This window comes from Alteromonas sp. G4i13 (assembly GCF_054960505.1).
This window is the reverse complement of the sequence record NZ_JBHNYX010000004.1, coordinates 137,303-163,033: the sequence shown is the minus strand read 5'-3', so window position 1 is coordinate 163,033 and position 25,731 is coordinate 137,303. Positions and strand designations below refer to the sequence as shown.

General features: G+C 41.2%; 23 protein-coding genes. 16 read left to right on the top strand and 7 right to left on the bottom strand.

Annotated features, from left to right (window positions below):
* Positions 1 to 94 precede the first annotated feature (94 nt).
* From infC to rplT, 3 genes are all read left to right on the top strand, one after another.
* Entirely contained in the window at positions 95 to 634 is a 540-nt protein-coding gene (infC, locus tag ACFI6J_RS03185) for a translation initiation factor IF-3 (RefSeq protein WP_081099357.1), read from the top strand.
* A 118-nt stretch (positions 635 to 752) separates the two neighbouring features.
* Positions 753 to 950: a 50S ribosomal protein L35 gene (gene rpmI / locus ACFI6J_RS03180; protein WP_012518091.1), complete on the top strand. Its 198-nt coding sequence runs from the start codon at positions 753 to 755 to the stop codon at positions 948 to 950.
* An 18-nt stretch (positions 951 to 968) separates the two neighbouring features.
* Complete coding sequence (gene rplT, locus ACFI6J_RS03175) at positions 969 to 1,325, top strand: 50S ribosomal protein L20 (RefSeq protein WP_012518092.1); 357 nt, start codon at positions 969 to 971, stop codon at positions 1,323 to 1,325.
* A 291-nt stretch (positions 1,326 to 1,616) separates the two neighbouring features.
* Here rplT and ACFI6J_RS03170 read toward each other — a convergent pair whose 3' ends face one another.
* Both ACFI6J_RS03170 and ACFI6J_RS03165 read right to left on the bottom strand, forming a co-directional pair.
* The gene (locus tag ACFI6J_RS03170; RefSeq protein WP_348671080.1) at positions 1,617 to 3,026 is read right to left on the bottom strand and encodes a mannose-1-phosphate guanylyltransferase/mannose-6-phosphate isomerase; all 1,410 of its coding nucleotides are present in this window, start codon (positions 3,024 to 3,026) and stop codon (positions 1,617 to 1,619) included.
* A gap of 33 nt (positions 3,027 to 3,059) precedes the next feature.
* Positions 3,060 to 4,514 (bottom strand): undecaprenyl-phosphate glucose phosphotransferase, encoded by a 1,455-nt coding sequence (locus tag ACFI6J_RS03165; RefSeq protein ID WP_014949101.1) that lies wholly within the window; start codon positions 4,512 to 4,514, stop codon positions 3,060 to 3,062.
* A 683-nt stretch (positions 4,515 to 5,197) separates the two neighbouring features.
* Between ACFI6J_RS03165 and ACFI6J_RS03160 the strand changes: the two genes are divergently transcribed.
* From ACFI6J_RS03160 to ACFI6J_RS03140, 5 genes are read left to right on the top strand one after another with little or no spacing between them, the layout of a single operon-like run.
* On the top strand, positions 5,198 to 6,403 hold the full coding sequence (locus ACFI6J_RS03160) for an outer membrane beta-barrel protein (protein WP_348671079.1): 1,206 nt from the start codon (positions 5,198 to 5,200) through the stop codon (positions 6,401 to 6,403).
* Between the two features lie 11 nt (positions 6,404 to 6,414).
* The gene (locus ACFI6J_RS03155; RefSeq protein ID WP_039230079.1) at positions 6,415 to 6,948 is read left to right on the top strand and encodes a polysaccharide biosynthesis/export family protein; all 534 of its coding nucleotides are present in this window, start codon (positions 6,415 to 6,417) and stop codon (positions 6,946 to 6,948) included.
* A gap of 24 nt (positions 6,949 to 6,972) precedes the next feature.
* The gene (locus ACFI6J_RS03150; RefSeq protein WP_281715225.1) at positions 6,973 to 9,189 is read left to right on the top strand and encodes a GumC family protein; all 2,217 of its coding nucleotides are present in this window, start codon (positions 6,973 to 6,975) and stop codon (positions 9,187 to 9,189) included.
* Positions 9,190 to 9,198: 9 nt separating this feature from the next.
* On the top strand, positions 9,199 to 9,930 hold the full coding sequence (locus tag ACFI6J_RS03145) for a tyrosine-protein phosphatase (protein ID WP_462555436.1): 732 nt from the start codon (positions 9,199 to 9,201) through the stop codon (positions 9,928 to 9,930).
* Positions 9,930 to 10,694 carry a VpsP family polysaccharide biosynthesis protein gene (locus tag ACFI6J_RS03140; RefSeq protein WP_462555438.1) on the top strand — a complete coding sequence of 255 codons (765 nt, stop codon included), beginning with the start codon at positions 9,930 to 9,932 and terminating at the stop codon, positions 10,692 to 10,694. Before ACFI6J_RS03145 ends, ACFI6J_RS03140 begins: the two co-directional genes overlap by 1 nt.
* Before the next feature lie 12 nt (positions 10,695 to 10,706).
* On the opposite strand, the gene ACFI6J_RS03135 is transcribed toward ACFI6J_RS03140, so the two are convergent.
* From ACFI6J_RS03135 to ACFI6J_RS03115, 5 genes are all read right to left on the bottom strand, one after another.
* Positions 10,707 to 11,117 (bottom strand): 3-phosphoshikimate 1-carboxyvinyltransferase, encoded by a 411-nt coding sequence (locus ACFI6J_RS03135; protein ID WP_101564143.1) that lies wholly within the window; start codon positions 11,115 to 11,117, stop codon positions 10,707 to 10,709.
* Positions 11,118 to 11,167: 50 nt separating this feature from the next.
* The gene (locus ACFI6J_RS03130) at positions 11,168 to 12,577 is read right to left on the bottom strand and encodes an O-antigen ligase family protein (RefSeq protein ID WP_462555440.1); all 1,410 of its coding nucleotides are present in this window, start codon (positions 12,575 to 12,577) and stop codon (positions 11,168 to 11,170) included.
* Between the two features lie 47 nt (positions 12,578 to 12,624).
* Entirely contained in the window at positions 12,625 to 13,194 is a 570-nt protein-coding gene (locus ACFI6J_RS03125) for a hypothetical protein (protein WP_462555442.1), read from the bottom strand.
* A gap of 119 nt (positions 13,195 to 13,313) precedes the next feature.
* Positions 13,314 to 15,251, bottom strand: coding sequence for a bifunctional diguanylate cyclase/phosphodiesterase (locus tag ACFI6J_RS03120; protein WP_462555444.1), 1,938 nt, complete (start codon positions 15,249 to 15,251; stop codon positions 13,314 to 13,316).
* On the bottom strand, positions 15,251 to 15,979 hold the full coding sequence (locus ACFI6J_RS03115; protein ID WP_101564149.1) for a transglutaminase-like cysteine peptidase: 729 nt from the start codon (positions 15,977 to 15,979) through the stop codon (positions 15,251 to 15,253). Before ACFI6J_RS03115 ends, ACFI6J_RS03120 begins: the two co-directional genes overlap by 1 nt.
* Positions 15,980 to 16,312: 333 nt before the next feature.
* Here ACFI6J_RS03115 and ACFI6J_RS03110 point away from each other — a divergent pair, with 333 nt between their 5' ends.
* The 8 genes from ACFI6J_RS03110 to wcaK are packed head-to-tail and all read left to right on the top strand — an operon-like array spanning position 16,313 to position 25,608.
* Positions 16,313 to 17,452, top strand: a complete 1,140-nt coding sequence (locus ACFI6J_RS03110; protein WP_462555447.1) for a glycosyltransferase — start codon at positions 16,313 to 16,315, stop codon at positions 17,450 to 17,452.
* A gap of 2 nt (positions 17,453 to 17,454) precedes the next feature.
* Positions 17,455 to 18,786: an O-antigen ligase family protein gene (locus tag ACFI6J_RS03105; protein ID WP_334039517.1), complete on the top strand. Its 1,332-nt coding sequence runs from the start codon at positions 17,455 to 17,457 to the stop codon at positions 18,784 to 18,786.
* Positions 18,783 to 19,895, top strand: a complete 1,113-nt coding sequence (locus ACFI6J_RS03100; RefSeq protein ID WP_334039518.1) for a glycosyltransferase family 4 protein — start codon at positions 18,783 to 18,785, stop codon at positions 19,893 to 19,895. The genes ACFI6J_RS03105 and ACFI6J_RS03100 overlap by 4 nt, the downstream gene beginning before the upstream one ends.
* Before the next feature lie 2 nt (positions 19,896 to 19,897).
* A complete protein-coding gene (locus ACFI6J_RS03095) occupies positions 19,898 to 20,758 on the top strand; it encodes a glycosyltransferase family 2 protein (protein WP_334039519.1) in 861 nt (286 codons plus the stop codon).
* Positions 20,759 to 20,813: 55 nt separating this feature from the next.
* Positions 20,814 to 21,695, top strand: coding sequence for a glycosyltransferase family 2 protein (locus ACFI6J_RS03090; protein WP_462555450.1), 882 nt, complete (start codon positions 20,814 to 20,816; stop codon positions 21,693 to 21,695).
* Between the two features lie 18 nt (positions 21,696 to 21,713).
* Entirely contained in the window at positions 21,714 to 23,138 is a 1,425-nt protein-coding gene (locus tag ACFI6J_RS03085) for an oligosaccharide flippase family protein (protein ID WP_334039521.1), read from the top strand.
* On the top strand, positions 23,139 to 24,368 hold the full coding sequence (locus ACFI6J_RS03080) for a glycosyltransferase (protein WP_462555453.1): 1,230 nt from the start codon (positions 23,139 to 23,141) through the stop codon (positions 24,366 to 24,368).
* A gap of 4 nt (positions 24,369 to 24,372) precedes the next feature.
* Positions 24,373 to 25,608, top strand: a complete 1,236-nt coding sequence (gene wcaK / locus ACFI6J_RS03075) for a colanic acid biosynthesis pyruvyl transferase WcaK (protein ID WP_462555455.1) — start codon at positions 24,373 to 24,375, stop codon at positions 25,606 to 25,608.
* Positions 25,609 to 25,731 lie beyond the last annotated feature (123 nt).

Sequence of the window (25,731 nt, the reverse complement as noted above, 5' to 3'; positions counted from 1 at the left end):
ATGCACAAATAAGGTGTCTGCTTTTGGTTTTACTTTAGGTCAATCGACCATCCCAGAAGCAGACAAAAGAATTAAATGTTTGGAGGAATAGCACATTAAAGGCGCTAACAACAAGGCTCAGGGCGACAAAGCCCGCATTAACGATGAGATTAAAGCCAGAGAAGTAAGATTAATTGGCAAAGACGGTGAACAGGTTGGTGTGGTTTCGCTAGCAGATGCTACGCGTGCCGCTGAAGAAGCGAGCCTAGATCTAGTAGAAATCAGTCCAAATGCCGAGCCGCCAGTCTGTAAAGTTATGGACTATGGCAAATTCCTCTTCGAAAAAAGTAAAGCTCAAAAAGAGCAGAAGAAAAAACAGAAGCAAATTCAGGTCAAGGAGATTAAATTTCGCCCTGGCACTGATGAAGGCGATTACCAGGTCAAACTGCGCAACCTGCGTCGCTTTCTTGAAGGTGGTGATAAAGCCAAAGTTACGATCCGCTTCCGCGGTCGTGAAATGGCGCACCAAGACATCGGTATCGATCTACTAAACCGCGTTAGAACCGATTTAGAAGATATCGCTACATGCGAGTCTTTCCCACGTCGTGTGGAAGGCCGTCAGATGATCATGGTGCTAGCCCCAAATAAGAAGTAGTAACGGTCTAAAGTTTTAAGGAATCTGCACCCTTAAACACCTTGCTGCTAAACATTAACCGGTATGAAGTGACTGCAACACGAAAAATACCGATATTAAACAATGCGGAGTTTTAGCAATGCCTAAAATGAAAACTGTAAGCGGTGCCGCCAAACGTTTCAAGAAAACGGGTTCTGGCCGCTTTAAAAGCAAACAGTCTCACTTACGTCACATTCTGACTAAGAAGAGTTCTAAGCGTAAACGTCACCTTCGTGGCAAAAAACTGGTTCATGACTCTGATACCAAATTGGTTCAGCGCATGTTGCCTTACGTATAAGACTTAGGAGACTGATTAATGGCTAGAGTAAAACGCGGCACTATCGCACGTGCTCGTCACAAAAAAGTCCTCAAGCAGGCAAAAGGTTATTACGGCGCACGTTCACGTGTATATCGCGTAGCGGTACAAGCTGTAACTAAAGCTGGTCAATATGCTTACCGTGACCGTCGTCAGCGCAAGCGTCAATTCCGTCAACTATGGATTGCACGTATTAACGCTGCTGCTCGTCAAAATGGTATGTCATACAGCCGTTTCATTAACGGTTTGAAGAAAGCGTCTGTTGAAATCGATCGTAAGATCCTTGCCGACATCGCAGTACATGACAAAGCAGCTTTCAGCGCACTAGTCGAAGCGGCTAAAGGCGCATTAGCTTAATTATTAACTAATTAAGTTTAAGTTCTTTCGGAAAAAGGCGAGCAGGATGCTCGCCTTTTTTCGTTTTTGGGGTTCAGACTTTGTTTTAAACTTGTTTAGTCCATTGTTTAACAACGTCCTTCTAATATCCACTTGTTGAGTATCTGTAGAAAAGCGCGCCTTCTCTAGCTTTACTCTAGGTTTTCATGCGCAAAGAACAAAAGAGTAGGGGGGCTTCTACATGTTGAATTTTAAACACAAAAAAGCAGAACCAAAGCTCTGCTTATATTCGCAGCTTAGTACTAAGTACTATTATTTTTTCTCTACACGCCCGTAGCGGTCTGAAAACCTAACTATATCATCTTCACCAAGGTATGCGCCCGATTGAACCTCTATAAGCTCTAGCGGGATTTTTCCGGGGTTTTCTAATGCGTGTACTGCACCGATTGGGATATAGACAGATTCGTTCTCTTTTACTAATTGAGTATTGTCATCAATAGTCACATTGGCACTGCCCGATACCACAATCCAATGCTCAGCGCGGTGGTGGTGCATTTGCACAGATAGTTTTTCACCAGGTTTTACCGTAATACGTTTAACTTGAAAGCGTGCACCGCTGTCAATTGAATCGTAGCTACCCCACGGACGGAAAACTTCGCGATGGAATTCGAACTCAGGGCGTTTTTCAGCTTTTAGTCTGTTGACCACGGCCTTAATGCTTTGAGCGTCATCTTTATGTGCGACCATAACGGCATCTTTGGTTTCGACAACAATAACGTCTTCTAAGCCAATGACAGATACTAATCGCTGTTCTGCGTTCACGTAACTATTTTTAGTATTTTCTAAAATCGTATCGCCTACACAAACGTTGCCGTTGTCATCTTTATCGGCAGTTTCCCAAAGCGATGTCCAACTGCCTACATCGCTCCACCCTGCATCTAATGGCACCATTGCAGCGCTGTCAGTTTTTTCCATCACTGCATAGTCAATAGAGTCGTCAGGACACGTAGCAAAAATTTCAGAGTCAACACGAATAAAGTCTAAATCAGGTGCTTCAGTTTCAATTGCGCGACGGCAAATCTCTAGCATCTCGGGGTGATACTTACCTAATTCTTCAATATAACGGCTGGCTTTAAACATAAACATGCCGCTATTCCAGAAAAAATCACCTGACTCAACGTACTGTTTTGCTGTTTCAAGTTCTGGCTTTTCGACAAACTCAGCTACCTCAAATCCAACATTCAGTACATTTCCAGCCTTGATGTAGCCATAGCCGGTGTGGGCCTGGTCTGGAACTATACCAAAAGTTACAAGCTTTCCTTCGTTTGCTAATACTTCTGCTTTAGTAATGGCACTATGAAATGCGCTTTGGTCTTTAATTAAATGATCCGCAGCGAGGACAAGAAGAACAGGGTCATTCTCATTTTTTGTGGCATGTAATGCCGCAAGTGCTATTGCTGGTGCAGTGTTTCGCCCAACGGGCTCTAATAAAATACCATCATGCTCTATATTTTTTTTACGAAGCTGCTCAGCAACTAAAAATCGATGCGCATCGTTACATATAAATACAGGAGGCTCGGCATTGGTTCCTTTAAGTCGAGTAATTGTATCTTGAAGCATCGTGCTGTTGGATGTAAGCGACAAAAACTGTTTTGGAAGAGCGGCGCGAGACTTTGGCCAAAGGCGGCTACCAGTGCCGCCAGCCAATACAACAGGTTTCATATGATGATGTCCTTTTCTTGATTTGGTGTACTTCTAATATGCGTTTTTGTTAATGAATCCATTAAATACAGTCATGAATACAATTTTAATATCGAACCAAATAGACCAGCGGTGTATATAGTCTAAATCGTACTCTACACGCTGTACCATCTTGTTCGTGGTTTCCGTTTCACCGCGCAAACCATTCACTTGTGCCCAACCCGTAATACCAGGCTTAACTTTATGTCGCAGCATGTAACCTGTGATGATCTTACGATATTCCTCATTGTGAGCAACCGCGTGCGGGCGAGGGCCTACAATTGACATGCGACCCTGCAGAACATTGATAAACTGAGGTAGTTCATCTAACGATGTGCGCCTTAAGAAACCACCTATTTTGGTTAAACGCGCGTCGTTTTTCGTTGCTTGCTTAACAACTGCTCCGTTGTCTTGCGTAGTCATAGACCGGAATTTGTAAACCGTAATTTGTTTACCATCTAATCCGTAACGCTTTTGTTTGAAAATGACTGGCCCTTTAGATGTGAGCTTAACTGCGGCCGCAATTGCTAACATGGGAACGGATATCAACATTAAGATCAGACTGCTTAATACAACATCTTCAAACCGCTTCAAAACGTCACTGGCGCCTTGGAAAGGGGTGTCATATACACTTAGTGCCTGTACATTACCCACGGTTTGCCAGCGAGCGTTAAGCAAGTTGTACATAAAGAAGTTCGGAATTACATAAACGTTAGCGGTGGTATCGCTGCACTGTTCAAGAATTGCACGAATGCGATTTTCTGCACTCATTGGCAATGCTATGTAGATGTAATCAACTTCGTTGCGCTTGGCCATTTCAATGGCTTCTTCAATGTTGCCGAGCACAGCGCCCTGCATCTCATGAGGGAGACGTTCTGCTTCACGGTCATCATAAATACCGTTAAAGCGAATACCTAAATGTTCGTTCTGTTGTATCTGAAGAGCAACATTCGCACCTAAATGAGTAGCGCCAATGATAATTGAACGGCGTGTGTTCAAGCCACTTTTGCGAATGCGGAAGAGGAACTTGCGCATAATAAAGCGCCACAGAATCAAAACGACAAACGAAGATGCAAACCAAAGCAATATTGCAGGTGGGGGCGTTTTTATTTCTTGAACGAAAAAGTACCCCATTGACATGGTACCGAGAACGCTCAATGTCCATGTGATTGCAGCCGCTCTTAGCATTTCAGGCGTTCTGTGCCCACGCCACGACCGATATAACTCAACGCCTTCGGCAGAAATTTGAAAGCAAATAACGTTTACAAAAAGAAGAATTAAGCTGGTGGTATCTATCTGGGTACCGTAATACGCTGCTGCTGAATAATACAAAATCGTTACCAGCGAAAGATCGATGAGTCTGTAAATGGTTGAAAAACCACTTTGGTTCCTGACTACCAAACCACCATTAGTATTAGACTCAACGGGGTGAGCTTTAAGTGCTTTGTTAGATTCTACTCTATTGTCCATTTAAGTAATCTCTAAGTGAAAAAGTGAAGCCTGTAGCCAAAGCTAACGACAACAAAAACAAGCTAAGCCATGAATTAAGAAGAATAGCGAAGACAACTTATGGAAGTTAGGCAAATACTGTGCCCACTTTTAAGCGCGTAAGATGAATAATCACAACGTGCTGATTATATTCGCGTTGAAATTTTTCACGTCTAACGCTTAAGTGCTCTAGCAACAGCGTATTATATGGATATTGTAATTTTATTACAAAAACAAAGTTCATTCCGTACTAATTTGGTGCAAAATGAGTAGAATACGGCGCTAGCGCTTTTCATGAACAATATAAATAAGATAGCATATACCGCATTTGCAGCCTTGGACATATAGATGCAACAATACCTAAGTATAAGTTGCAGTACTTTGTTAACTGACTGTTGAGTCAAACAATACAGAGCAAATTGACTTTCGCTCTAATGTGTTCGCTAGTAATGTTCACAGCCTAGTAAAGCAAAAGCGGCACGCCTATTGCTCGACATTGATTATCCATGAACTATTAAGGCATTCACCTTGTTTAGTTTGTAAGAATTACACATATTCCGGCTGTTTCGCGGTTTATAGCGTTTACGTAAGGATGTATTTAAAAGCGCTATATCGAAATAATGCACCGTTTTAATACACCCAAGCCATCGTAGGAAGGAAATAACATGTTAAAAAGGACCAAAAGCATAATAGCTATGTCGGTAATTTGCGCCACACCGACTCTATTTGCCCAAGAGGCTGGTCGAATTCAAGCTGGGCAATTTGATTTGATCCCTTCATTTACGTCTTCGATGGCGTATGTTGACAACGTAGCTTATGCACGAGATGACGATCCTGAAATTTATAGTTGGCGAGCGACTATTTCTCCAGAGTTAATTGCTGCTACACAGATTGACGGCAATCCGTTCCAAGTAGGCTATCGTTTAGAAAGAGGTGTGTTTTTTTCAAGCAGCGCTGATGACTATACAGACCACTTTATTGAAGCATCAGGAGAATATGAACTAAATAGTAGGCATAGAGTTAATGCAATTGCCCAATACGAAGATGGACATGAAGAGCGCGGTACTGGCTTTTCTTTAGGACTAGGTACAGCCATCACAACACCTGACCGTTACAAAAGCACTTCTTTTGGCGGTGAGTATTCCTACGGTGCTGTTACATCAGACGGAGTAGTAACGCTAAAAGCAAACCGTGAGACGTTAGATTATGATCGAAGTGAACAAGCCTATTTGATTAGAGATCGGGTAAAAAACAAAGTCGGCGCTGAATTGGGTTATCGTATTGGCTCTGCGACAACAGCACTGCTCGATGTAACGCAAACGTTTGTGAGGTATGACAACCAGACGGGTATTACAACTAGAGATAGTGACGAAACACGAGTTTTACTTGGTGTTAGGTGGGAGTCTACGGCAGCGACTACTGGCTTTGCAAAAGTGGGTTATAAAGAAAAAGATTTCGAGGCCGCTACGAGAAGTACTTTCTATGGAACCGATTGGGAAGTCGGTATAGAGTGGCAGCCTATTTCATATTCTACGTTTCGATTTTCTACGAATGCAGACACTAGGGAAACCAACGGAGAAGGTAATTTCATAAGAGGTAGAGATTACACTGCGGCGTGGAATCACGAGTGGCTAAGCCGGTTGAGCTCTTCAATTAGTATAACGCGTGAAACAAACGAGTACATTCTTGATGAAGATGGCATTGAAAATAGGGATGACGAGTTGATGCGTTACATGGCGTCATTAAATTACCAGGCTCGTAGGTACTTGTCTTTTTCCCTATTCTATCAGTTGGCAGATCGTGATAGTAACCGCGATTCAATTGGCTATGACCGAAATGTTGTAGGAATTTCCGCTGAGGTTACGTTGTGAAGCAACATTTGATGATTAAAACAGTATTTTTATTTTTAATTTTCGTTACGAGCTCTGCCTTCGCTCAGGAAGGAAACTTGAGCATGAGTCAGTATCAACTTGGATCAGGTGACAGAATAAAAATCAGTGTTTTTGGCCAAGATGATCTTTCGATGGAAGTACGTCTACCTGACGTCGGTACAATTAATTATCCATTCTTAGGGGAAATTAAATTGGTTGGCTTAACTGCCGATGAAGTCGAAAAGAAAATTTATGATGGCTTGCTAGGGGATTATTTGGTTAACCCTTCTGTCTCAGTAGCTATCGTTGAATACAGGCCCTTCTTTATTGATGGTGAAGTGAAAAGGCCGGGCGGCTATCCATATCAACCAGGCCTTTCTGTTAATAAAGCGGCTGCGTTAGCCGGCGGTTACACAGAGCGAGCGGCCCGCGACAAAATTACCATAATTCGTGAAAAGGACGGCAGAACAAACGAATTCACAGTAACCGTGAGCGATATGATTCAGCCTGGTGATATTATCACCATCAATCAGCGTTTCTTCTAAATTACGTAGCGTGCAGGAAATAAAATGGCAGTAAATGGCAGGGAAGAGTTCAATGCTGGTGTGTTTGAAAATGAGACCATCGACATTGCTCATTATTTGGGAATTATTAAGCGTTACGCATTTCGAATTGTATCATTAGCAATTGCATTTACGATCTTAGTTGCATTGTTAGTCATGCGTATGACGCCCATGTTCACTTCTACTACAACTATTTTGGTAGAGGCAGAAAAGGCGAATGTTGTTTCAATAGAAGAAGTATATGGTCTTGATACAAAGCGAAAGGACTATATGCAAACGCAATTTGAAATACTGCAATCCCGTCAAATTGCAGAACGCACGGTTGAAAGCTTATCGCTTTATAATAACGAAGAGTTTATGCCAGTTGATGAGGGCCCTAGTCTATTCGATGAACTAAAAGCTAGGATAGTCGAAGCTTTACCGTTTCTTCCGCAGGAAGAGCCTAAAGATTTAACTGAAGAGCAAATTTTAGCGGCTAAAAAGCGCAAAGCTACTTCACTCTTAATGAGCGCACTTACCGTTGAAATGGTCGACAATACGCAAGTAATGAGAATAACCATTACTACTGAATCACCTACACTTTCAGCGGAACTAGCTAACGCAGTTGCAGACGTATACATTGAAAACTATCTGCAGGCTAAGCTTGATATGACTGCAAAAGCAACGTCTTTTCTTACAGATAGCTTAGAAGGCCTCAAGCAAAAGCTTACTGTGGCTGAACGCAATCTTGCTAAGTTTTATGAACAAAATCAAGTTGTTAATATAGATGGTGTAGTAGGCTTAGCGGCCGATGAGCTAGAGCAGCTGAGCAAGCAATTACTCGATGCGCAAACCGCACTTAAGCTGAATGCTGTTATTTATAGACAAACGCGCAACGATGTATCGTTAGAAGACATAGCGCGTCTTCCTGAAGTACTGAATCACCCAACAATCAGAGATGTTCGACGTGACGAAGCAAAGGCGATGACGCGCGTGAGCGAACTGAGTAAAGTTTATGGCCCTAAACACCCTAGAATGATTGCTGCGAATGCAGAGCTCTCTTCTATTCGGGAAACACTGAGTAGTCAGATTAGAGATTTGATAACGAGTATTACAACGCAATACGAAGTGTCGGAAGACCGCGTTGCGCAGCTAGAGCAAGAAGTAGCGCAAGCAAAGGCAGAATTCCGTTCGCTGTCAGCGTTAGACAATCAGCGGCGAGCTCTGCAACGTGAAGTTGATATTAATCAGCAGCTTTACAACTCTTTCTTTACTCGTTTGAAGGAAACCGATGAGCTGGGCGGCTTTGAGTCAGCAAATGCGCGAGTGCTCGACGCGGCGTTACCCAAATATACGCCTTCAGAACCTAACAAAAAGCTGTTAATAGGTGCCGCTTTTGTTTTTAGTATGGGCTTTGGCGTTTTCTTGGCTATTGCCATGGAAACCCTAAACAGCGGTATTCGCTCGGTAGAAGATGTTGAGCGTAAACTTGGACAGCGTATGTTAGGTCTTATCCCATGGCTTCCACACAAGAAGAAGACTGACTTACCAATTCGTTCTTTCTTTGATGGTAAAAAGCATCAATTTGCAGAGTCGGTTCGTACCCTGCGAACTAGCCTATCATTATTGAATTTAGATAAAGAGCAGCAGGCCATAATGATTACATCGAGCGTGCCTAAAGAAGGTAAAACTACCGTTTCGATTAATTTAGCGTTTGCCTTGGGGCAGCTGGATAAGACCATACTGATTGATGCCGACTTACGTCGCCCTAGCGTTGGCAAGCAATTTGGCATTCCAAATTACCAGCCCGGTGTTGCGAACTTAATCTTAAAATCACATACTTTTGATGAATGCTTAGTGCAGGATGAAGAATCTAAGATAGATATATTATCCGCAGGAACTATCCCATCAAATCCACAAGAATTGCTAGCTGACAAAGGCTTCGGCGAACTTATCGCCCAGCTTAAGACCCAGTACAAATACGTTGTTGTTGATACTGCACCAACTCAAGCTGTTAGTGACTCTATGGTTATTGCAAACTCATGTGATTCTGTAATCTACGTAGTTCGTGCAGACAGTACCAGTGAGAAGTTAATAAATAATGGTTTGTCTCGATTCCTTCAAGTTGGTCATCGTCTTGATGGGGTAGTGCTAAATCAAGTAGACTTACGTAAATCTGGTGCAGCACAAAGGTATGCTGGATTCTACGACCAATACGGTTATACGAGTCATAAAGACAGCTAACAGTAATTATTGATAGATATACATAGCCATATATTGCCTGGCATCGACGACGGTGCCAGGTCTTTAGATATCGCCTTAGAAATGGCACAGCAAGCTGTTGACTGTGGCGTAAGTCACATGGTTTGCACGCCACATATCCACGAAGGCTACTTCGACAATTCCCATAGTACAATAAAGCCTGTATTTGACGAGTTTGTGAAAGCTGTCAAAACAGCGGCGATTCCCCTAACACTTTCTTATGCAGCTGAAGTGAGAGTGAATGAGCTTATTCCCGTTTGGTTCAAACAAGGGGAGCTACCATTCATCGGTGAATTAAGCGATAAAAAAATACTTCTGCTTGAAATGCCTCATAGCCATGTTCCCCAGGGGCTTGAGACCCTAGTTAAATGGTTATTAAGAAATAATGTTCAGCCTCTTATAGCGCATCCAGAACGAAATCGGGAGTTGTTAGCAGAGCCAACTAAATTTAGCTGGCTTCAGCGACAAGGGTGTTTGTTTCAAGTTACCGCTGGCGCTTTGACGGGGCGATTTGGAGACAACGTAGCACAATTTGCATTAAGTTTAATGCAGCGAAAAGCATTTCATGTCGTTGCCTCTGATACCCATGATTTAGTACGACGGCCTAATGACATGAGAGATGCGTTTGACGTTGTCGCCGCCTTCGATAGGGTCTTCGCTCAAGACGTTTTCATTAACAAGCCTGGTGAAATAATAGGTAAAGCACTTAGGCACGGTGTTTAATGAAGGCGTTTAATCTCGCTAGCCACTACAACCAACAAACTTTTAGTACTTCGCTCAAATGGATCGTAGCGCTTATGGCGTTATGGAGTTTAGTGTGGAGTGTGCAGCTTTTTATTGCGGGTAATGCGTACTATAGCGTAAAGAATAACATTGATATGTGGCAGCAAAGGCCTGAGCGTGCGACTACAGAGAAGATAGAGCGAGCTCTAAATAAAATAGAAACAGCGCTTAGTTATTTCCCGAAAAACGCACTCTACTATCAAGTACAAGGGCAATTATTTGAATGGAAAGCATATAGTGTGGGTGAAGCCGGCGTGTCGAGCGACACTCAAACAGCAGCTTTTGATTCGACGAGAAATTTATACCAAGCCTTTACCGCCTACGAAAAGAGTCTAGAGCTAAGACCGAATTGGAGCGGCAGTTGGATAGGGCTAGCGTCAGTTAAGTGGAAACAGAGAGAATTAGATAGTGCATTCTATGATTATGTAACGCGTGCCGTTGATGTGGGAGCACAAGATGCCATAGTGCACAAATTTATCGTAGAGTATGGCTTAGACATGTTTGCCGCACGCTCGGTGCATTACGTAAAAGTGAAAGATCTATTAAAGCGCCATTTAGATTTAGGAATTCAAAATCCACTTAGCAGAAATTTTGTTTTAGAAGCTATCCAAAAGCATAGCGCAGAGGAAGTAGTGTGTCGTTGGTTGAATACTTCGAGTTACCCTGTCAAAAAGCGTATACCTAATTGCGTGACATACGACTAAAAACGACCGAAATTAACTTTTTCCTTTCAACCAGTCCCAAAGCCCCAGTGAAAATCCTTCGAAAAGGTTTATTCCTAACCAACTTTTGAAAATATAAAGAAGTACCAAACCAAGTATTAACGATACGCAGAAAAAAAGCGCAACAGTTGCTGCCATAGCAATTCTGCCAATTCTACTTTCAGTTCTGGATAAATCTCGTTTATCTGTTCCAGCTAACAGTACGAAATAATAGCGGCTGCGTAGGAGGCTAATGGTGCCCCGAACATCCACTTTATGATTACCCCAACGTCTTCCCGCAAGCGCAGTATTTAAATGAGATAATTGTTCATCAGAGAATGAGTCAGCTACTTTTTTCGGCATACGCTCAAGCATGTGTTGAACGTTAGGCTCTTCTCTAACGGGGCGTTTAATTTTTAAAACCACACTGCGTCCTTTTACGATAAAACGATCGAGAAAAAATTGAGTTAAGCAGTTTATCTATGTGACTGCCTTCCCATAGAAATATCTCTGCTTAGCGCTCCAAATGCTAGAAGAACAATAAATATAGCCGTATTTGCTGGTGCTTGTAGAGGGAAATCCACACTGCTGTGCAAAGCCATGCCGATAGTTGCCATAATACTTGCAAAAGCGGTGCCCCTGGGTAAAGGGTGGCGTCTATTTCGAACCGCGCTAAGTGCATTTTTAGTACACAGCAGCACTAGCAGAGCAAGAACAAAGGCACCTACGACACCAAACTCAATGCTAAATTGAAGATATTCGTTGTGTGCGTGATCGTAAAAGTGCTGAATACTTTCACTCTGAAATTGAGGGTAAACGGTGTAAAAAGTTCCACCTCCGGTACCTATTAGTCCGTATTCACCTAATAGGGGTAGTACGTCTGTAATTACTTCATCTCTGCTTTCTTGTGCGAAGTTCGTTTGCTCTAAGCGCTGTTGCACTTGCTTGAGGCCAAAAAGACTACTGACTAACAAAATATCGATAATCAACATGCTGATAAACAAAGTGATATAGCTTTTTTGACGGGGCTTAAAGTAAATCAAGCCGAGCGTGGCTGTAATTGTCATGGCTATAAAAAATGCGCTATTACCCATTCGAGAACGGGACATGACTAACGCAATCACCATTATAATTATGCCTATTCTAAATAGTACTTTGTTACTTAGCCAAAACTTCACCAGCCTTCGCAGCCTTTCTCTTTTACTGGTGGTGTTGTCTTGATGCAAACTCGCTATCAAATACCCGATTGCGGCACTCAAACAGAGCATTAGAAAATTTGCGTAATGATTCTTGTAAATATAGCTGCCAGTCGCGATGTGCGAAACCGGCTGTTTGAACACCAGGCTGTACTTAATACCTGAAAGTACTTCTAGTGCGCCGTAGATAGCTTGAAATATGCCAGCTGCGCTAATGACTATAAGGGTGTAGCGTAAACGCTTAGCTGAATTGACAAGGGTTAATGCGATGAAAAATAGAAAGCAATAGGCAAGAGACTTGAAGAAAGTTACGTCGCTCTGGCCTACATCAAAACTCAAAGATAGCCACTTTGAAGTAACGTTCTCTTGGTTACCCCATTGCTCACTTAAGAAGTAGCTTACACGTTCAGGTCTTATTGCCTCGACCAGCGCAAAGGGTAGAGGAACAATATTGATAAGCTGCCAAGCAAGAAAAATAACCCAAAGAATAATGAATGTTCGATATTTTGTGTAGAGTTGATGAAGTAGAGAAGTGTTTAGCAGAACCAAGGTGCCGCCAATTGAAAACAGCGACATTTGCATCAGCGCCCACGCCCACGGGCGGTTTGCTCCCAACGACAGAGGAAGCCAGAACAAAGTGAATAAAAGAAAACCGAAAAGAAACTTTTCGGTTTTCAGAACATTAACCATAAACAACTACAACAAAAATAGTTAAAGTTTAAGCAGTTACATTTTGGTTAGTTGGCAGAAATTGTTGTATCACCACCACCTGCACCCGCTGCCCCAGTACCGACACCAAGCGGAGAAAACGTATTGCCCGTTCCACCTGCTGCAGTAGCTGTTAATGTGCTTGGATCTACACCAGCATTAATAACTGCTAGCAGTGCATCGTCTTCACTAATTACCTGCATTTGAAGAGCGATATTGTAGATCTCGCTGGCACTCTCAGGAAACATTAAAACAGTAATCGTTATGATTTGAGATGCTTGATCTGGAAACTGTGTAAATCCAGCGATGGCTAATTCGAACCCTGTGGCATTTTCGTTAAGTAAACCTACTAAAGATTCAAATGAATCTTGGTTGTCAGATAAATACGCAGTGCCTGCAGCATCGAAGTAAAGACCTTCATTGATTACAGTCTGACTAACTTGATTTGCGGCGTCTTGTATATTCGCTCCGTTATCAAGTTCATTAACAAGTAACGTTCTTACTTGAGTGCCCGGTGCGCTATTTTCTTGCGCTGAAGAAACAGGCGTTAGCAAAACCAGTGCAATCAAAAGTAGAGATAAAATAACGTTGCTACGCATAGCTTATCCTTTTAAATAAAACGTCGGGTCAGCGTCTTGCTAACACTATTAGTGATCATTGTATAACAAATAAGCGTGCTAGGTCTTCACTTTGTTATACAACTTTTCGGCTAAGCAACTTAATTTTGCCAAAGCGTAGGCTTTGCGAAATAAAAACCTTGCTGATAAGCAACGTCGAGTTGAGTTAATGCCACTGACTCTGCTTCATTCTCAACAAGCTCAGCAATTACGTTGATATTTAATCCTCGAGCTATGCTCAACAAGCTACTCACAAACAACTGATTATCTTTATCTGTGTGAATATCTTTCGTAAGCTTGCCGGAAATTTTTACAAAATGAGGCTGAATAGCCCTCAATCCTGCAAGTGATGCAAGATTTTCTCCAAAGTGCTCAATTGTTACGCGGCAGCCTAATGTCATTAGAGTCTTGCAAAAAGATATGGTGTCATCTTTATGGTGAATGAGTGCTGAGTCTTCGAATTCGAACACCAACTTAGTGCAAAGTGCCGTGTTTTGGTTCAATTGTGCAACTAGCCAGGTTCTGAAATGGGAATTAGCTAGAGATGCATTTGCAATATTAATGGCCACATCACATTTTGCCTGAGAAAGCTTTTTAAAAACGAGGGTTGCTACCAACTTATCGACCTCTGGAATAAGGTTCAATCGTTCTGAAGCGGGGATTAACTGCGACATTGGTATAACACTGCCGCTTTCTTTGTCTTTGAAGCGTGCGAAAGCCTCAAAATATGAGGGAGTGTTTTCTGCAATACTCATGACAGGTTGTATCAGCATGTCAGCGTACTGTTGCTCCAATATCACATTAAGCCTCTCTCTCCATGCAGTATTACTGTGTATATGAGAGAGTTCTGAAGCAAATTGCCATCCATTAGCTTGTTTAGTTGCAGCCATAAGCGCGCTGTCAGCATTTTCCATAATTTCGGAAAAAGACTGCTTATCGCTAAATTGCGCCACGCCCATCCACACCGAACGAATTCCGTCTTTGAGAGGATTGCAATGTACGAGAGTTTCACTTAAATCTTCGATTTTATTTGAACATTCTCTCTTTGATATGGCTTCAGTGACTAGTGCAAAGTCGGCGCCTGATAGCCTGAATAAGTGTGTAGTCTCAGCCGACTCTCTGGAGAACTGCTTAAGAATGTTGGCAACTGAAGTAACGTAATTGTCGCCCTCTTGGGCTCCGAGAGAAGTATTAATAGCGTTGAGGTGCGCTAATCGTATTATAACTAAATAACCTTCATCTGAATGGGCTGTCGAACTTAATAAAGCGTTCATGTGACGAGTGAAGGCACTTCTGTTTTGAACGCCCGTAAGGCTGTCTTCGTACGCTTGCGCCTTGAAGTGTTCTGCTTTTTGGGAAAGTTCTTTAAACATCCCTTCTACAGATGAAGACAGCTTATTCACTGCTTGAGTGATAAATGTAAGCTCTTGGGTAAATGGCTTATAGTTTATTTGAGAAAACTTTTGGTTTTGAATGTCATTAATCTTGTGAACCACAATTCTAAGCGGTTTTGTAATAGCGGTAATTATGAAAAGCAACGCGATGTAGGCTACAACGAACGCGGCAAAAAACATAAAGGCACTTTGTTTGACACTTTCATAAAGCGTTTCATTTGCAAGCCCTGGGTGGCTTTGGACTGTTAGCTCTCCGGCCAGGGTCCAGCCGTCGTTTAATTCAGTTCGTTGAACGGGTGGTGTGACTTCTACTAAATTAGTGAACCACGCAGGCACTGAATCTTGAGTATTTGGGTTTTTACGCTCAATCAGTAAATTACCTTCCATGTCAGAGACCGTAATATACTGATAGAAACCCCTGTCAAAAATGGCATTTACCATAGTCTCCGCAACAATTATTCCGTTGGGTTCGCCAATGTAAGGCGTGATGGAAAGGCCTAAAGACGTTGCTGTATCTTGAGCGTGAGTCGCTAGTTGTTCGTTTACATATTCTCGAGTTAGCTTTACATTTATAATGAAAGAGCCAGCAAATACTAAAACCAAAAAAATGGCTAAGCTCGTACTTAATTGGGTAGATAGTCTCATTATTTTTCTTTATCTCCGTACATTACGCGGTCTAGTCGCTCTACCATGTCGTCCCACATTTTCATTGGGCCACTACCTCTCAACTTGCGGCCTGTTCCCATCGCTTTCGCAGCCCACAATCCATTACCATTAAAACTGTAAATAGGGGATAAGTCTCTGCGCTTATTCGCCGGTAAAATTCGCCGATTAATATTGTCTAAAACTAAAGGTACTGAGGTAGGCGTTTCATAATAAGCTAGCACCATGTGAGGTTGACGTAATTCTAATGCCGTTACATACATAAGCCTTAATTGACTTTCTGGTACACCTAGCTCAATGAGTGAGAAATATTTCGCAATGGTGTAGTCTTCGCAGTCGCCTGCGCCAGTGGCAATAAACTCTATCGGGGTGGCCCAGTAGTCCTTTTCGTTCCAGTGAACAAGATCGTCAACAAAATCGAAACGGTTAAAGAAGCGGTTGATAGAATAGAGTTTTTCATCAATCGCCTCTTGTTGTAATTCATCGATCAGTTGTCGCCAATCAGCAACATCTTCGGCAGCGTTACTGCCATATACGTCATTAATCCGCTTATAAACCTGCTCGGTAAAGACCGTTTTTTGTTGAGCAATACCGGACGCGACGACAAATACGCAAGACATCATAATAACGCCAGCGCGAAAAGCAGTAATTAAACTGCGGAGTTTGACTGGGTTCTGTGTTCGCGTGACGTAGCGTTCTTTTTGGTGCAAGCCGTGGATACTTTATGCAATAGATTAAGGCGAATGTAAAAAATGTTTCACTACAACGTTGTACGCTGTCTCACCTGTGATTGCGATATGATGGCAAACTTGGTGATAACTTGAAAGGTTTTTGCTTAATTGAATTATCTTTTACTCAAAAGTGATCATAATTGGCATAATTCGTGTTTCTTATAAGCTAGGCAAATCATGTACCGCCCTCGAAAGCTTCGATAAGCACTTGCCATCATTTAGCATTGAAGGGCGGAAACCATGTACGAATATCAATAACACCTGATATCATTAGAACTGCTTGTAGTTTTATTACAACGAAAAGGAACTTTCATGAAGTACTCAGCGCGTCCAGCGGTGTTTATCATAAATTCACTTGAAGGCGGCGGCGCTGAACGAGTTATGGTTAAACTATTAACCATAATGGGATCTTATTTCGAAGAAAAAACGATTCCCGTCCATCTTATTCTTTTGGATGATCTCCCTGAATCTCATCAATGCCCGGCGTTCGTCGATAAAACTGTACTGGACTCTCAGGGGAGCCTAGTCGAGGGTTATCGACAGCTAAAGCCTGTTTTGGAAAAGATTGGTCCTGAGTATGTATTCAGTTTCTTAACGCGAAGTAATTTTCTAAACGTCGCGCTTTCTAAGCGTTTAGGGTTCAAATCAATTATTAGTGAAAGGGTTAATACTACCAGCCATCTGTCAGGTGGCTTAAAGGATAAGGTGAGCCGATTACTTGTTAGATTGCTATATAATAAAGCCGATAGCGTAGTGGCTGTTTCTGAAGGTGTAAAAGCCGATTTAATCCAAAATTATGCAGTGCCGAAAGACAAAGTAACTGTGTTATATAACCCCTACGATATTGAACAATTGAAGGAACAGGCCGAGGAGAGTGTATTAGACCTCCCTGCTAAACCTTACATTATTGGTGTAGGGCGATTAGTAAAGAACAAGAATTTTTCACTTTTAATCAACGCTTACGCTAAAGCAAATATCTCAGAAAACCTTGTTATTCTGGGAGTAGGTGATGAAGAGCTTAAACTGAAAAACCTCGCAATAGAGCAGGGGGTAGGTGACAAAGTTCATTTCTTGGGGTTTAAATCTAACCCATACCCTTATGTAAGCAGCGCCGAATTTTTTGTTAGCACATCAAATGCAGAGGGTTTTCCCAATGCCATCGTTGAAGCAATGTGCTTAGGGAAAGCCGTAGTCGCTACTAACTGTGAATCAGGTCCCGCTGAAATTCTTGCTGAGAAATATCCTTATCACGTATCTGGTGCTAGCGAAGAGAAAAACGGTATTCTATGTGAACTCAATAACGTTCAGGGTGTTTGCGGCGCTTTAAAACTGCTCGAAAACGACAGCGTTCGCACTTCCTATGCAGCCAAAAGTAGAAGCTGTGCACAGCAATTCTCTTACCAAGCCTTCCAGGAGAAGGTGGTTGCAATAATAGATAAGGTTTGTAAATAAGCATGTTCGAAGGGTTAAAAGTTGTCGTTGGCCTGATCAGTTTCATTCTGGTGTATCGTACTGTCACTGGCAATTGTAATAAATACCTAGCGTTTGCGATTTGCGCAATATGGCTAAGGTTTTTCTTGGCAGCATTTCATACGATTACGTATCCTTCTCTTATCGCAGGTTTTTCTATTAATGCACTTTCCAGTATTTCTGTTGCTGGGTTAGGGCTTTTCTTCCTGCCGTTTGCTGTTTTTACTTTAAGGAAATTGTTTCCTTTTTACTTGTTCTTTATTGCAATTGCAGTAAGTGGGTTTGTAAATATGCAGATTCCAGGCGCCATAAACGTACTGGTTAAATGGTGTTATTTCTTAGTTTTGACTGGAGCGCTATTCCTTTCTATTCGAATGCAAGGTCAGAACGAAACCTTTAGGAAGCTTTTAGTACCATTTTTCATGCCCGTAACATTACAAATTTTATCTATTTTGCTTGGTCATGCAAAAGCAGCTGAAGCTGACGGCTCTACCAGTTTCATAGGGGGCTATAATCACGAAGCGGCTTTCTCAATGATTATAGTAAGCTTTATATTTGTGATTGGGCTGACGAAACCGAACTCAATTCGTTTTAGAACTAGCTTGTTCTCTTTATCTGTAATTCTTCTCATCTCAGTAAACTATCGAACCTCAGTACTCACGATATTGCCGATAGCCGCAGTTTTCTATTTCACACTGGTTGAGCAGCGTTTAAAGCCCTCGCAAAAGGTTCCTGTGCTGAGCATTGTAACTATGGCTATTGTTTTGGCATTCATGGTGCTTTCTTTCACTATGCGAGAAAGGTTTTCAGACGTTGGTCTTCTAATAAGCAACTTAGATATCATTTTTAAATCGCCTATCTATTTCAGTGAGGCAGAAAAAGACATCATGTCCGCTCGAGTCTTCATTTGGAGTCAGTACATCGATGCTTACAATAACGCTGGAGCGCTTAATCAATTGATCGGTTTTGGTCCCGACTCTTGGAAGGGCGTCTTTGCAAAATATGCACATAACACATACGTTTCAAACCTTTATGAATATGGTGTTATCGGCTTTTCCGCGTTTATATTTATGTGCGCTTTTTGCTTACAGCAAGCGTTTAATATCGCCAACAGGGGCTTATCTAAGATAGTAGCTTTCTCTGTTATTGGTTTTTTCATAATGAATATGGCAACCATGCCGCTGTGGAACATTGAGGGGCTAATCTTCTTCGCTATTTTGATTAGTGTCGTTTTCGCACTAGCGACGACTAAAAGGTCGATACACGCTAATAAACGTGACAGAAACTTAAATCATGAGGTTCGTAAGGTAATATGAAGATATGCGCGATAGGGTTACGGGGAATACCAGATGTTATGGGAGGCATTGAGTCTCATTGTCAGCAGTTGTACCCGCGGATAACGAAAAGCGATGTTTCTGTAACAGTTATTGCGCGCTCCCCCTACGTTAGCCAAAAGCAGTACAACTTTGAAGGAGTTGATGTAAGAAGTGTTTGGACACTGAAGCACAAGTTTTTAGAAACGTTCATGCACACGTTTTTAGCGATTTTGTACGCAAGAATATTTGTTAATCCAGATGTTGTTCACCTTCATGCTATTGGACCTGCGTTATTCACACCCTTAGCGAGACTGCTTGGGATGAAAGTGGTCGTTACACATCACGGCGCCGACTATGACAGACAGAAATGGAATGGGCTTGCGAAGTTTATGCTTAGAACTGGCGAAAAAATGGGAGTTCTTTTCGCAAACAAAATTTTTGTAGTGGGTAAAACATTAACACAACGATTAAAAGAGCAGTTTCCGAAGCATTCTGAAAAAATTAACTATGTGCCTAACGGAATGTTGCCATCATTCACTGGCTCAATTTCTGCGAGTGCACTTCCAAAAGAACTCAACATATCATCACAAAACTACATTTTGACAGTAGGGAGGCTAGTTCCAGAAAAAGGCTTTCATGACCTTATAGCCGCTTACAAAGCTTCTGATAGCGAACTTAAACTCGTTATTGTTGGTAAAGCAGATCATCAAGATGAATACGCCTCCTCCCTTGTACAACAGGCCAGTGAAAACATTTTGTTTGCAGGCCGTCGATCTGGCGATGAACTTAAGGCTTTATACAAGCATGCGAGAGTATTCGTTCTACCCTCATACCACGAGGGACTGCCAATAGTAGCGTTGGAAGCTATAAGTGCAGGAACCCCTGTTCTTTTAAGCGATATTTTGCCAAATAAGGATATAGTTGCCGCTCAGGACAGTTATTTCACTGTTGGCGATACTTCCGCGTTATCAAAAAAACTCACGGATTTAGAGAATCTAAATTTGAATCTCAATCAAGAAGCGTTTTTACATGAGTTTAACTGGGATCGAATAGCAGAAAAAACGTTAACATTAATGAAGGGAACAGACTCCGGGGATGAAAAAGCATGAGTATGAAAATATCAGTAGTCATAACCACTTTTAATCGCCCAGAGTTTTTAATAGAAGCCTTGGAGGGCATTAAAAATCAGTACTGCTCACCACACGAGGTGATCATTATCGATGATAATTCAAGTGTTTCTTATAAAAGCGCGATGCCTATAGTTGATTCAACAGCAGCTAAATACTATCGACAAAATATTTCATGTGGAGCAAATAAAGCCAGAAATTTAGGTGTCGAGTATGCTACGGGTGATATTGTTGCGTTTCTCGATGATGACGACGTCTGGTTGCCAGAGTACCTGAAGACTTTGCAAGAAGTTTATCAGAGTGGGGCAGAAGCGGTCGTGACCGGCTTCAAGCAATTGGGGAAAGAAGACGTTATTGTTGTCAATAAGGATATTCTCGTGAGCAAGCCTTCATTGTTAAGAGGAAACACTTACTGTGGAATGAGTGGGTTTAGCGCTAAACGACAGCTTCTACTTAAAAATACGTTTGATGAGTCGCTAAATAACGGTCAAGACTGGGACATGTATGTTCGACTTTTTCAACAAAACATCACATTTGTAAATATTCCCAAACCGCTTTTCCTTTATAGATTTCAAAATGAAGACGGAATTGGCGCAAAAGTCAGAAAAATGAAGCCTGCTGACATAGATAAAAGACTTGGGTCAGCCTATAAACACAAAGATTTTCTGGGCGACTATTGGTTTAATAAACGCGTAAGTGATCAAATATTGTTTTCTCTAAAGCATAAAAACAAAAAACTGTCTTGGGTTTTTAAATCACTAAAGGTTGCTGGTTTTAAGGCAACAATTGTTTTTTTCTATAATGCCGTCAAGCGTAAAGTACTTAACAAGCCAATGTCTATTTAGCGTTGCAATAGTTCCGTCTATTTGAATGTAAATCTCAGTTTTCTACGTGGTTCTTATGACTTCAAAAATTAAAGTTTCAGTGATAGTTCCTGTTTGGAACGACGCTCGAAGAATTGTTAAGTGTGTAAACGCGCTGAAAGCGCAGCATTTTGCTAAAGACACTTTCGAAATAATTATCGTTGATAATGGCTCTAATGATGACACTTTCAAGGTCGTTTCAGAAATTGACGGGATCACGGCGATACAGGAATTTGCGCCTGGTTCTTATGCTGCTAGAAACAAAGGCTTGTCAATAGCCAAAGGGGGCTATGTTGCATTTACTGATGCAGATTGCGTCCCAGACGAAAAATGGTTAGAAGAATTGGTTAATTGCGCAGAAAAACAAAAAGATTTTGGTGTCATAGCTGGCGATATTCACTTTTTTAAAGATGAGGATGAAGAAGTTGATGAAGCATCGATAGCGTACGAGAACTTTTTCTCTATGGACCAAGAGGCCTATGCCAAGAAAGGAGTTTGCATAACGGCAAACTGGCTTTCCAAAAGAGAAGATCTTTTACATTTGGGAGGCTTTAACGCGAAAGTTAAATCTGGCGGCGATCACGACATGGCCAAACGCCTCACTCAATCAGGCTTAAGAGTTGTATTTTGTAGTGAAGCTCTCGTAAAGCACCCAGCTAGAAATAAATCTGAAATACTAAAGAAAAGAAGGCGTGTTATCGGTGGAGCTTGGGATAAGACAGAACAAAAATTTAAATCAATTAAGCTCACTTGGGATGCCATCAAACTTTACGTAAAGCGAACCCTCATAGTCTTCTTCACCAGCAATGCATCGTTTAAGGAAAGAATTTCGGTATTTGGGGTTATAACGTCAATCTTTTTCGTTTCACTTTCTGAAATCTTAAAGCTCGCTGGTGGAAAACAAAGTGCTAGAAGCTAATAGAAGGAATTATTTACGTTGAGCAGATTAGTAAGCGCTACTTCATGGACAACACTTGCAACGTTGGTCAATCTCGTATTGACGATGGTACAACTTGCGTTTCTCGTGAGGATATTAGCGCCCTCAGTTTTTGGACAATTCGCCGTAGTTAATATGGTGATTGAAGTTTTTGTTGCGTTTGCGCTTGGCGGCATCTCTAATTTTCTTATTTTTAAGCGAGATGCGGACCAACAAACGAGTAATGCGATTTATTATCTTGCTTTAATAATTGGCGCAATTTTTAGTGTTCTTCTATATCTGCTTACACCTTATATAGCTAGTGCTCTTGGTTACGAAGCTATAATACAAGAGCTTCGACTGGCAACTTTGCTTCTTGTAGTCTCATCGCTATCGTCACAATATCAAGCTGTCGGTATGAAGCACTTTAAGCATCAAAGCATTGCGCAAATTGATGTAGCAGCAAAGCTTTTATCATTTAGTTTTGCAATTTCATTTCCTGAGCTTGAGCTATTGTGCTTAGTAGGTGCAATTATCATTTATCAAGTAGCTAAATTGTTGGGTTTCATGCTCTTTTTGGGAAAATTTGTGAACCTTTCGTTATCTGCTAATACAGGAATATTTAAAGAGGCTTTCAACTACGGCATTTTTGATTTTGGTTCTCAAGCGATAAACATTGTTAGAAAGCAACTCGATGTAATGATTCTTGCTATTACATTACCAAGTAGTGAGATGGGTGTTTATCACGTCATCAAACAATTAGCCAGTAGACCTGCACAAGCGCTACAACCAATTATAGGTAAAGTGGCATTACCTGCGTTTGCTGAAGTCAAACAGAACAACGAAAAATTTCAGAGAGTCTATAAAGATATCTACTTCTTACAATTGTTTGTTTTAGCGTTTATTTACGTGCCCGTGATTGTTGCATCTGAATTAGTAGCGACACTATTTTTTGGAGACTCGTACGCTCAATATAGTTTGGTACTTTCGTTACTCGCGGGCTTTTGGTTTATTAGAGTTGCTTCCTCTAATCTTGTAGGGCCATTGGTCCAATCTACAGGGCATACTAAGCGTAACTTTTTGTGGAATATTTACGTGATGATCCCCAATGCGCTAGTTATATATATTTCTTCTATGTTTGGTGTTGAAGCGCTTGTATTTTCAATGGTTGTATTTCAAGTAACGTTATTTCCTATTGTTAATTTTTACTTTGTTAAATACATAACGGGTGTTGAATTTTCATATTCGTTGAGAAGTATGTTGATTGTTGTGCTTGCTTTTTCTATTCCAATCGCGGTATTCCACATATTCTTGGTTCCTTTAATACCTGATTTGTGGTTCATGCAAGAGACTTCTGTTGCTGCCTTTACAGTTGCTGTTGCGTTAGTTTTATATTTCCAATATTCAGAAGTAAAAAGTTCTGTTCAGCGAATAAAAGGGTTTTAAATGTCTGGCACTAAGCAAGTTTGTTTTTTTGTAAGGAGCTTTCCGGTTCTTTCTCAAACATTCGTTTTAAATCAAGTTAAAGATTTGGTGACAGAGGGAGTGGATGTTCATGTTTTGGCCGTGAACCCCATAAAGAATGATAATGACGTGGCTACGGAGGTTTTTGGAACTCGTGCGCAGGTAAATGTAACGTCTATTTTGCCCTCTGAACACGATAAAACCTCCTACTTATATATGCTATTTGGCTTCCTCTATTGCTTGTGTTCGCCAAAGAGATTTAGGCTTATTAAATTGTTTTTCTATTTTCTAATAAGAAGAAACAAGTTTTTAGCAAAAGACTTGATGTGTATTGTTTGGTTTTTAAAGTCAAGAGACATCAAAATCGATAACTGTGTTGCCCATTTTGGGAGTAATGGTGTCATTTTTGATTATCTCGTTAAAGCAGAACTCATCGAGTGTGACAATTTATTTACGATATTTCACGGCTACGAAATCAGCCGATACGATCAGCTAGCTATTTGGGAAAAGCTCTACGGTAAATTAGGTGGTAAATTACTTCCCATCAGTGAACATTGGAAAAGAAAACTAGTGAGTCTAGGTGTGGCGCCTTCAAGAATAGAAGTAGTTCACATGGGCGTTGATGTTGATCGTTTTTCTTACAATGAAAAAGCTGCTTCCACCCCTCTTTCAATTCTTTCTGTTGCGCGAGCTACCGAAAAGAAAGGGTTACATTTTGCTATCGAAGCAGTATTAATGTGTCCTTTAGAGTGCCGCTATACAATTATTGGTGATGGCGTATTACTTCCTGAGCTTCGCAATAAAGCTAACAATCATCCAAACGGACATAGAGTCATATTCAAAGGTGCACAGCCCTCAAGCGTAGTAGCGAGCTCGCTCAAATCTACTGACCTATTTTTGCTTCCATCCGTTCGTGATTCATCTGGCGACATGGAAGGTATTCCGGTGTCACTTATGGAAGCCATGGCAAGTGGAGTAATCGTCCTGTCCACAGTTCACAGTGGTATTCCTGAATTAATTACAGATGGCGAGTCTGGCTTCTTAGTTCCCGAAAAAGACAGTGGGGCTATAAGTCGGAAAATTGTCGAGATTAGCAAAAATCAAAATCTCAACATTATTCGAAAGAATGCCCGCTGCAAAGTAGACGACGAATTCAATGCTCGAAAGCTTCAGACGCGCTTGCTAGAAATTTTAAAATTAAAAACGGTTTAATAAAATGAAAATTCTCATAATTGGTAATCATACATGCGGTAATCGAGGTGATGGTGCGATCATTCGTGGGTTAATTGAGGAGGTTGAAGAGCAACAGCCAGGTGCGAACGTTGATGTGATGTCTCGATTTCCAGTTAGCTCAGAGTTTTTACTAGGGAAACCTTTCATTTTCGATTGGATTTACAAGTATCAGCGTTTCAAAGGTGGCTTGAAAGCAAAGCTACAGAATCGAATTTACAAGTCAACGTTAAAAAAGCATCTTGTCAATTCGGCAGAGAGTACGAAGATAGATACAAGATTACCTCAAGAGTTTAAGGATTACATAAAGTCTCTTAAAGAGTATGACTATGTTATTCAAGTTGGAGGGTCGTTCTTCGTAGATCTTTACGGGGTAGGGCAGTTCTATCATGCTTTGTGTACTCTGGCTTCAGGCACACCATTACTCATATTAGGGCACTCTGTAGGACCATTTGAGAATAAGGAGTTTTGTGATGTATCAAAATTGGTTTTCAATCGTGCCAAAGTACTTGCACTAAGAGAGTCAGTGAGTAAAGACCTATTAGAAGAAAAGTTTGAGCTTCCTAGGAGTTACTATGAAGGTGCGGATACTGCATGGTTAGTGAGAAGCAATCATGTTGCTATTGAGAACGCTGCACTTATTGAATTTGTAGAATCAGAAAATACGATAGCCATAACACTCAGGGAGTTAAAACCATTTGATAAGAGGTTAGGAATATCACAGGACCTTTACGAAGATAAGTATGCAGAAATTTGTAACCACTTAATCAGAAAAGGGTTCAACATACTCGCGTGCTCTACTTGCACTGGTATTGATGGCTATCAAAAAGACGACAGGATGGTTGCGTTAAGAGTACAGAAGAAAATAGATTTTCCAGAAAAATTCAAAGTTGTTTTGGATGAGTTGAATGACGTACAGTTAGGTACACTTCTTTCTAAGTGTCAGCTTACCATAGGAACCAGGTTGCACAGTGCTATCATTTCTATGAACTTCGGAACTCCAGCATTTGCGCTTAACTACGAGCACAAATCTGAGGGTATTATGAATCAATTAGGCCTTCCAACGTTTGGTACTCATTTATCGGAATTGGTAGACGGTTCACTTATTAATAAAGTGGATAATTGTTTGGCAGACTTGGTCAACGTGCGTGGAAAGGTTCACTGCGCTGTAGAAAATGAAAAGTCACGTGCAAGAAATATGATTAGTCTTTCGTTTAAGTAAGATAAACAAACTGTCACTATATTTTACAGTTTTGAAACTGCGCTCTCTAAGTCTCTGTAATTTAAGAGTTATAATGTTGGCGCAATTAATGCATGATTGGTGTGTAGAAAGCTGCGGAAGCTT

Coding starts and splice junctions, on each gene's coding strand:
- rpmI (WP_012518091.1), top strand. CDS start 753: ATGCCTAAAATGAAAACTGTAAGCGGTGCCGCCAAACGTTTCAAGAAA.
- rplT (WP_012518092.1), top strand. CDS start 969: ATGGCTAGAGTAAAACGCGGCACTATCGCACGTGCTCGTCACAAAAAA.
- ACFI6J_RS03170 (WP_348671080.1), bottom strand. CDS start 3,026: ATGAAACCTGTTGTATTGGCTGGCGGCACTGGTAGCCGCCTTTGGCCA.
- ACFI6J_RS03165 (WP_014949101.1), bottom strand. CDS start 4,514: ATGGACAATAGAGTAGAATCTAACAAAGCACTTAAAGCTCACCCCGTT.
- ACFI6J_RS03160 (WP_348671079.1), top strand. CDS start 5,198: ATGTTAAAAAGGACCAAAAGCATAATAGCTATGTCGGTAATTTGCGCC.
- ACFI6J_RS03155 (WP_039230079.1), top strand. CDS start 6,415: ATGATTAAAACAGTATTTTTATTTTTAATTTTCGTTACGAGCTCTGCC.
- ACFI6J_RS03150 (WP_281715225.1), top strand. CDS start 6,973: ATGGCAGTAAATGGCAGGGAAGAGTTCAATGCTGGTGTGTTTGAAAAT.
- ACFI6J_RS03140 (WP_462555438.1), top strand. CDS start 9,930: ATGAAGGCGTTTAATCTCGCTAGCCACTACAACCAACAAACTTTTAGT.
- ACFI6J_RS03130 (WP_462555440.1), bottom strand. CDS start 12,577: ATGGTTAATGTTCTGAAAACCGAAAAGTTTCTTTTCGGTTTTCTTTTA.
- ACFI6J_RS03125 (WP_462555442.1), bottom strand. CDS start 13,194: ATGCGTAGCAACGTTATTTTATCTCTACTTTTGATTGCACTGGTTTTG.
- ACFI6J_RS03120 (WP_462555444.1), bottom strand. CDS start 15,251: ATGAGACTATCTACCCAATTAAGTACGAGCTTAGCCATTTTTTTGGTT.
- ACFI6J_RS03110 (WP_462555447.1), top strand. CDS start 16,313: ATGAAGTACTCAGCGCGTCCAGCGGTGTTTATCATAAATTCACTTGAA.
- ACFI6J_RS03105 (WP_334039517.1), top strand. CDS start 17,455: ATGTTCGAAGGGTTAAAAGTTGTCGTTGGCCTGATCAGTTTCATTCTG.
- ACFI6J_RS03100 (WP_334039518.1), top strand. CDS start 18,783: ATGAAGATATGCGCGATAGGGTTACGGGGAATACCAGATGTTATGGGA.
- ACFI6J_RS03095 (WP_334039519.1), top strand. CDS start 19,898: ATGAAAATATCAGTAGTCATAACCACTTTTAATCGCCCAGAGTTTTTA.
- ACFI6J_RS03090 (WP_462555450.1), top strand. CDS start 20,814: ATGACTTCAAAAATTAAAGTTTCAGTGATAGTTCCTGTTTGGAACGAC.
- ACFI6J_RS03080 (WP_462555453.1), top strand. CDS start 23,139: ATGTCTGGCACTAAGCAAGTTTGTTTTTTTGTAAGGAGCTTTCCGGTT.
- wcaK (WP_462555455.1), top strand. CDS start 24,373: ATGAAAATTCTCATAATTGGTAATCATACATGCGGTAATCGAGGTGAT.